At 43.1% G+C, this 1,962-nt stretch carries 1 protein-coding gene and 2 pseudogenes; 1 reads left to right on the forward strand and 2 read right to left on the reverse strand.

Annotation, left to right across the window (positions count from 1 at the left end; translation table 11 throughout):
• Window positions 1-206 precede the first annotated feature (206 nt).
• Window positions 207-485, forward strand: coding sequence for a YtzH-like family protein (locus tag BSG1_RS19230; RefSeq protein WP_006838909.1), 279 nt, complete (start codon window positions 207-209; stop codon window positions 483-485).
• Between the two features lie 5 nt (window positions 486-490).
• On the opposite strand, the pseudogene BSG1_RS19235 reads toward BSG1_RS19230, so the two are convergent.
• Both BSG1_RS19235 and BSG1_RS21215 read right to left on the reverse strand, forming a co-directional pair.
• Window positions 491-1,263, reverse strand: a pseudogene (locus BSG1_RS19235) (phosphotransferase).
• A 283-nt stretch (window positions 1,264-1,546) separates the two neighbouring features.
• Window positions 1,547-1,962: pseudogene (locus BSG1_RS21215) on the reverse strand (type I pullulanase); the annotation flags it as partial.

The raw sequence follows: 1,962 nt of genomic DNA on the forward strand, positions 1-1,962 counted from the left end.
TGTACCGCGCTCTTCCTGCGAGGGAAATCCTTCCCCACACAACACCCATATGATGTACCGCGCCATCGTATCCACCCGTGGAAGCTCACTCCCCTGGACAAACAGGCATAAGCATCCCAACATCAACCCACCATGCATAAACAAAAAAAGAATTCACAAACTAAGTGTGAATTCTTTTTAATATTTCAACCGGAAAGGGTGTTAGTATGCCGCTCGGACATCAAGATCAGATGGGCTTGCTTAAAGATATATTAATGAATCACTCTGATGATTGCTGCGGTTCAGTAGCTGAGTGTGAACAATTGGAACGCCTTGTCAAATCGCTTATGGTCAATACCAATATTGGCGATGGAATTAAACCGATTCTTCAGGAAGTTTACAACTACAGCCAGAATGGAATCAATTCGTCCAACCTTGATGCTCATATCACTTCGCAAAAAGGGAATCTGTCCCAATGGGTTCAGGATATGGACACTTTGTCTTAAGTTTTTTAGACGATCGAATGCAGGTACTCAAGCCAATGATTCATTTCATGGAATCTTGCTTTTCCTTTATGCCATTGAATGGATATAAGGGTTTGAGAAACCACATACCATTTCATTCTTAATCGTAAGTTATCTGTTAATGGCACTCCATATTGAGAAAGCCATGTTTCCCAGTTTTCTTCCGGGATGTACCAATACAGAAGAAGTCCGATATCGATTGCAGGATCGGCAATCATGGCGCCGTCCCAGTCTATCAGATACAGCTGGTTGTTATCCGAAAGCAGCCAGTTGTTATGGTTCACATCACCATGGCAGACGACATACTCGTCATGGGATATGTTTGGCAGATCTGTTTGAAGAAAATGCAAGGCTTCTCTTACCTTGGGGTGGGAAAGCAGTTCGAAGTCAAGACCTGTTTCCAGTTCCGCCAGCATATGTTCAGGCTGAAAACGTTCTTTTCCCAGTCTCTCCAGCATCGTCAACAGCGGTCTGGAGGAATGGATTTCTTTAAGAGCTTTGCCGCCCTTTCTTCTTCCATCTCATCAGGATTCAATTCTCTCCCGTTAAGCCAGTGCTGTGCTGTGATGACATCGCCGCTCTCTATTCTCTTCGTCCAGACAAGTTTAGGAACAATCCCTTCGGCTGACAGAACAGCCAAAAAAGGAGAAGAGTTTCTTTTAAGGAAAAGCTTTTGCTCCTGATATCGGGCAAAAAAGGCTTCTCCGGTTGCTCCTCCCGCCGGTACGATTTCCCATTCTTTATCAAATAAGTGTTCCAATAATATTCACCTTCTATTGGTTCGCTTCATTTATGTTTATATTAATCATTTATATTAAAATAATGTCTTCAAAAATAAAAAAGACAGCTATTGGGCAAAAGTTCAATAGCCATCTTCATCAATATTATCGTCTTCTCCCCTGTTTCGTCAAGTCCTTTCAAAATTGCCCTTGTCGTGCAAATCCGTTCCCTGGAGATTAAATTCACCTAGAAACCTTTTTATACTCGTGCTTTTCTCAAGGAAGCCAATGAAGAATAACGCAATCAGAAATTTTTGCAGAAGATTAACGGCAGCATACATAACAGCTGACAGGTCCTGCCTTCAACCGATTATCTTTCATGACCTCGAGTGTTTCAAGCCCGGCCTTGTTTCCATCAGATATAAGTTTCCAAGATGTTTCCCCTTCAGGAAGAGACACGGAGATTGCCTCCCCACCCGCATGAAACACGACAAAGAGTTCATTCCAAGGACCATACGCTTTTACATGTTGAAAATGCAAAGTGACTGTACCCGGCATACTGTAATCTGTATGCACGTGCTTCCGGATTAAGTTTGGAGTGCTGAACCGGAATGCCCCATGAGCTTTCCGGATGGCAATCAGTCCTTTGATATACTCAACCTTATCCTGGTATAATGTTCGCCTTTGCCAGTCTAACTGGTTGATTTCATCGGATGACCGGTAACTGTTTTCCACTCCCT

It is taken from the genome of Bacillus sp. SG-1 (genome assembly GCF_000181495.1).
Classification (GTDB): Bacteria; Bacillota; Bacilli; order Bacillales; family Bacillaceae_B; genus Rossellomorea.

Coding starts and splice junctions, on each gene's coding strand:
- BSG1_RS19230 (WP_006838909.1), top strand. CDS start 207: ATGCCGCTCGGACATCAAGATCAGATGGGCTTGCTTAAAGATATATTA.